General features: G+C 55.7%; 6 protein-coding genes. 3 read left to right on the top strand and 3 right to left on the bottom strand.

Annotation, left to right across the window (positions count from 1 at the left end; genetic code table 11):
* Positions 1-287: 287 nt before the first annotated feature.
* Together AB7F49_RS37990 and AB7F49_RS37985 are read right to left on the bottom strand one after the other, a co-directional pair.
* Positions 288-674 (bottom strand): TetR family transcriptional regulator C-terminal domain-containing protein, encoded by a 387-nt coding sequence (locus tag AB7F49_RS37990; protein WP_428532768.1) that lies wholly within the window; start codon positions 672-674, stop codon positions 288-290.
* Positions 626-949, bottom strand: coding sequence for a TetR/AcrR family transcriptional regulator (locus AB7F49_RS37985; protein WP_428532765.1), 324 nt, complete (start codon positions 947-949; stop codon positions 626-628). Before AB7F49_RS37985 ends, AB7F49_RS37990 begins: the two co-directional genes overlap by 49 nt.
* A 77-nt stretch (positions 950-1,026) precedes the next feature.
* On the opposite strand from AB7F49_RS37985, the gene AB7F49_RS37980 reads away from it, so the two are divergent.
* Positions 1,027-1,302, top strand: a complete 276-nt coding sequence (locus tag AB7F49_RS37980; protein ID WP_428532762.1) for a cupin domain-containing protein — start codon at positions 1,027-1,029, stop codon at positions 1,300-1,302.
* Between the two features lie 951 nt (positions 1,303-2,253).
* On the opposite strand, the gene AB7F49_RS37975 is transcribed toward AB7F49_RS37980, so the two are convergent.
* Positions 2,254-3,099 (bottom strand): hypothetical protein, encoded by an 846-nt coding sequence (locus AB7F49_RS37975; RefSeq protein ID WP_428532759.1) that lies wholly within the window; start codon positions 3,097-3,099, stop codon positions 2,254-2,256.
* Between the two features lie 465 nt (positions 3,100-3,564).
* Between AB7F49_RS37975 and AB7F49_RS37970 the strand changes: the two genes are divergently transcribed.
* The gene (locus AB7F49_RS37970) at positions 3,565-4,962 is read left to right on the top strand and encodes a 4Fe-4S dicluster domain-containing protein (protein WP_428532771.1); all 1,398 of its coding nucleotides are present in this window, start codon (positions 3,565-3,567) and stop codon (positions 4,960-4,962) included.
* Between the two features lie 27 nt (positions 4,963-4,989).
* A partial coding sequence (locus tag AB7F49_RS37965) for a hypothetical protein (RefSeq protein WP_428532756.1) occupies positions 4,990-5,307 on the top strand: 318 nt, incomplete at its 3' end.

Here is a 5,307-nt window from a genome sequence, read left to right as displayed (position 1 = left end):
CGCTGGCGAAGAAGGAGACGAAAGGGTTCAAGCGAGTGGCGAACCAGAAAGGCCTGGCCGACGGGAAGGTGCGGTTTTGGTGCGATGGGTGCATGAAGAGCTTCGTTTCGGAAGGCGATCCCGAGGCCTGCCCGGCGGGCCACACCGTCGCGGGTATTTCCTGATAGACCCGCTATACAGAACGGCTAACGAACTAGACGCGCTCGCGTCACGAGCGCTTAGCGTGTCTGCCTTATTGATTTAGGACCGAAGCAAGATGGGCGCGATTGCGATTGGAAGGAGACGGACTAGCGATCGAGTGCGTGCAAGAGTAGGCGAATCAAATCGAGCACTTGCTTCGTAGATTGAAATGCGCGCTCTTGCGATATCGATTCTCCATCGAGACTTACTCTAACCTCGAATCCGAGTGAGAGTGTTGCTAAGGCATCCGCCAACAAAGATACGTCGATATCCGGCTGGACCTTCCTCGCAGCCAATTCATGCCTAACGGCTTGTTCGTAATGCTTGCGGGTCATCTGGAACCTTGCGAGGTGCTGTTGGCAGAGGCCTTCGTCGCGGCTAGCCTGGGCCCAGAATTCGAGCCAAAAATTAGGCGGAGGCAAATTTGTGGTGGTCGAAGGGAACATCACTCGAAAGTCAGCTTCCAGGCGATCGAGGCCCTGCTGAGAGCCCATGAGGGATGTAACCTGATCCCTACATCCGCGAGTGCGGTCTCCCAGGCTGCCGCAGCTAGGCTCTGCTTTGTGCCGAAGTGATAGAGCACTAATGACTTACTGACTCCCGCTCGCCGAGCAATTTTGGCGATTGAGGTCCCATCCAGCCCACTTTCAGCGATACACTCGCGCGCTGCCGCCAGGATCGTTTTTCTCTTGTCATCTGATGACGGCGGCGACTGGAACCTTTCATCTACTAGTCCGTCTCTCGATCTATCGGTGAGATCTATTGACATCTTGGGTTTCCTTATTAATGTCTGACCGACTGGACAGCCCAGATTGTCGGCGGTTTGTTCTTGGAGGTTATACCAAAGTGCCAGTCGTTGATTCTTCACAAGTCGAAGCCCACGAGATTCAACCCAACCTAGTTATGCGCCGTCTTGTCAGCCAAGATCCTGAAGAGCAAAAGAAGTCGCGAGCCCTAGCGACAAGCACGCTGCGTATAGGCGAACTAGAAGTCGGCCCCGGGGCGAGCATTGGTCCCCACAGCCACTCGACAAACGATGAGGTGATGATCGTCATCGAAGGTGATCTTGAATTCACCCTCGGTGAGGAGGTCTTCCATCTCAGTAAGGGGCAGGCGGTCTAGCGCCCGTCAATTTGACACATATCATCGCGAATCGCGGTGAGAACAAAGCTAAGTGCCTGATCATTTCTCATCGATAGGAACCGTTTCACGCCAGAGCGTTCCGACGGCTCACGAGGCTCCATGCAGCGCTGCGCTTGCTCAGCAGCTGCCGGAGCGCTTCTTTCATACACCGAGGCCTGAAGGACTCTATTAACACGGGAGCATCAACTTCGATAAAGGAGTGGCTAAAAATGTCGTCAGTTTCCTACTGGGAACGAAAGCTCACCCGGCGGCGCGCCGTACGAAACGCAGGTCTTGTTGGCGTCGGCTCAGCAGCCCTCGCTTTAATTGGTTGTGGAGACGATAAGGACAGCGAGCAAACTACCGGGCGCTCTGAGTTTGGGTCGCGCTATTAGCTAAGCATGGACGCAATGGCGAAGGCACAGGTGCATAGTGCTAGGGTGATAGCGGATCGTTTACAAATGACAGGCCAGCAATGAACCTAATTTTATATAGGTCGCCGAGGCGCTCTTGGTCACCAGCGAGCAATCAAAGCTCCGCGATGATGGACTTGATCCTGCACTCAAGAGCCGCCATCTCCTTGCCCAGTCATCGCGCGACGCTCGCACGTGGATCTGAGCTCACTCGACGACTTCGTAGGCGAGCGACCGGACAGACTTTGTGTCTGACTGAAGCTGCGATTTGCTGAACAAGACTTCGGCGGCGTGCCTCATGTAGAGGTTACTGTGCCCGTAAATGAAGAATGCATCGGCAGTCAGAGTCTGTACTACACGTCCATCAGCGTCGTAGCACCGCATCTTGCGATCCCTGACTCTGCAAGTGGACACAGATGGCAGGTTGATCAATCGCGCGTCGGTTGTGAGAAAAAGCATAGGGCTCCATTCGGCCCCCGCCCCGGCGTGATTGTGGATCAATTGGGTTCCGCTTACCAGTAGTGCGCGAAAGCAGCTCCTATCGCGGCGAAAACAGGAAGGTCTGCCCCGGTACAGCCTGAGGACCTGAGACAAAGATGGATGGGTCAGAGGATCCACATCCGAATGCCAGCCAGGTCGCTCCGGCTTCATCCACACTAATCAGGTGGCCGGATGCGAAAACCAGGTGATCACCAGGCACGGTGGGGTCAGTTGGAAAGATCGGGCGTTCGATGATCGCGAAGACTCGCGGGTCAACCGCTGGCAAGGATTCGCGGTCCGGTCCTGGTCCTTGGAGAAATGAGGTGAGCACGACAGTCGGGTCGTCCAAGCCTTCACGGAAGAACTCCCCTTCACAGACACCGACGCCCATCACATCAATCGAAGTTCCAAACGACGTTCCCGCAGGGCAGGGCACTGCGCCTATCCCGACCGATACCGTGCAGGGCACCGGAAAGTAGCTCAGGACGCCGGCCAACTGGGTCGGACTTCCTGATTCCACAGCGCCAAGAACCGCGTCCACCGATGGAACGCCTGTGCGCGTCCCGATCGCATAGACCTGCTCCGGCATGAGCGTTGGTAGCGGCGGAATCGTTGGTGGCGCAACGACACTTGGCATCGCTTCAGCCGGCGGCGTTACTGTGACCTCAACAATCGGCGCGCCATCGTCTCGGCCTCGGAGTGCCATGACGCCCACGCCAATAGCAACAAGGAGGAACACAAGAGCAGCAATGCCGCCAATGCCCCAGGCCCCATATCGCGCCATGCTCATGCCTGCCCGGAATAGTGTTGCCAAGAGGCCGACCGAGCGTGCATCACCTTGACCTGTCCATAGGGCAGCCTCTTCACGTGAGTTGACGTTGCAAGTCGATAGCAGGTAACGCACAGGATTTCTTAGTTAGGGACCAGTGCTATTCGCTCGGACTCGATTCGCCGACGAGCTTCCGGAACGATCTAGCCGCTGAGAGTGCAGAGCCCTGACACTGCGCGCTCGCTTTCGCCCTCGGGCAAACCTCCCTTGCCGCACGCGCACATCTGGCGGCGAAGCAGAAGTATGTGCTCCCTTCTCCAAATCTGAGACTCCAACTCTTCTTAAAGATTCACTGCGCCGTTGGTAAGTGAACCATGATCAGACCGTCGAAAATCCATTGCCTGCAGCCGGTTCGGGCTTGAAGATGCAATCCAGACATTTAGGAGTAAACCGGAGGAGAGAGCTTTGGTTGATCGCGGCGTACCAAAATGGGGCAAGGTCATTGACCAGACCCTCTGCATCGGCTGCCACGCTTGTACGATAGCGTGCAAGGCGGAACACAGCGTCCCACTAGGCGTAACTCGTACATTTGTCGAGTACGTGGAGGTGGGCATCTACCCATCTACCGCACGGCACTTTCAAGTGACTCGCTGCAATCAATGCGAATCACCACCTTGTGTCTATGCTTGTCCGACCTCAGCGATGTTCCGTCGGCCGGACGGGATCGTCGACTTCGATAGGGAGGCATGCATTGGATGCAAGGCCTGCATGGCCGCCTGCCCTTACGACGCCATTTACATAAACCCCGACAATCATAGCGCTGAGAAGTGCAACTTCTGTACGCACCGAATTGACAGGGGTATGGAACCAGCTTGCGTGGTCGTCTGTCCGACACAAGCCCTGATCGTGGGGAATCTTAACGATCCTACCAACGAAGTTTCGATGGCGATAAGCAAGGAAAGAACGAACGTCCGTCGGCCGGAAAAGGCTACGTCGCCGAAGGTTTTTTACATCGGTGCGTCGCAATTTACGCTCGACGCTACCATCCCAGAGCGACGCGGGTCGACGGCGACGTCGCAACATGCGGCGCACAGAGAAAAGAAAGACAGTTCTCGACCGGACAAAACTTTTGCTGCCGCACTTATGGCATATGGGAGTTCTCCCAGGGCTCCCTGGGATTGGCGTGTGTCTGCCTACAGCTGGACCAAGGCTATCTCTACCGGTCTGCTTTTCGTCCTGGCGGTGTTACTTTTGTCAGGCGTCGAGTTCGAAATGAAGTGGCACCTAGCGGGTTCACTTCTTTCAGGCGTGTTCCTCGCTCTCACATCCGCATTCTTAGTATCAGACCTTTCGCACCCTCTACGCTTCTATTACATCATCACCCGACCTCAGTGGCGCTCCTGGCTAGCGCGTGGCGCCTTTATTCTTATCGGTTTCGGAATTTGCCTCGCGGTTTACGTCATCGCAGTTCTTCTCGAGGACGAGCTGCTTTTAAAAATCGTCGCTTGGGTCGCAAGCCCCATTGCACTGCTTGGTGCTGTGTATACAGCGTTTCTTCTTGGAGAATCGAAAGGAAGAGACCTCTGGCAGAATCCCCTTTTGCCCGCTCTGTATGCTGCTGAAGCCATAGCCGCCGGTGCTGCTGTGCTCGCGATGCTCGGGCTCGTCATCGATACGCCTACCCAGAACCAAAATGTAATAAGTGCAATATTGGCCTGCACCGCGCTGATTTCGGGGTGCCTCGCTTTAAGCGAGCTCATAATGCCTCATCCTACGCGCCAGGCTGCCTTGGCCGCCGCCGCGCTTACAAAAGGTCCGTTTGCGCTGCTTTACTGGGCCAGCATCCTGTTGATCGCCGCAGGTGCCGCGTTTGCATTGGCAGGTATGCTCACAGACCAATTTCATTATGCGTCAGCGGGAGGTTTCGTCGTTGCAGTAGGCCTTTTGAGTCACACGCATGCCTACATCCAGGCAGGTCAGTATGTCCCGCAGTCTTGACTCTTGAGCGATGGGCGAAAGGTAACTATGAAAGATAGAGACGAATTTGAGGGCTTTGGTGGACTTGCGTCGTATCCCGACTACGACGAGTGGGATGATTTCGTCGATTACGATCCAACAGCATGGCCACGGAAGGTGGAGCGACACTTTAGCCTTGTTCCAACGGTCTGCTTCAACTGCGAAGCAGGATGCGGACTTTTGGCGTTCATTAACCAGGAAACACTCGAAATCGAACGCATGGAGGGTAATCCCCTCCATGTTGCCAGTCGCGGCCGCAATTGCGCCAAGGGGCCAGCGACAGCCGCTCAAATCAAGAACCCTGATCGCATTCTATATCCCTTACGC

This window comes from Pseudorhodoplanes sp. (genome assembly GCF_050250235.1).
GTDB lineage: Bacteria > Pseudomonadota > Alphaproteobacteria > Rhizobiales > Xanthobacteraceae > Pseudorhodoplanes.
Note: the sequence above shows the minus strand (reverse complement) of the source record. Positions and strands in the feature narration are given on the sequence as shown.

Coding starts and splice junctions, on each gene's coding strand:
- AB7F49_RS37990 (WP_428532768.1), bottom strand. CDS start 674: ATGGGCTCTCAGCAGGGCCTCGATCGCCTGGAAGCTGACTTTCGAGTG.
- AB7F49_RS37985 (WP_428532765.1), bottom strand. CDS start 949: ATGTCAATAGATCTCACCGATAGATCGAGAGACGGACTAGTAGATGAA.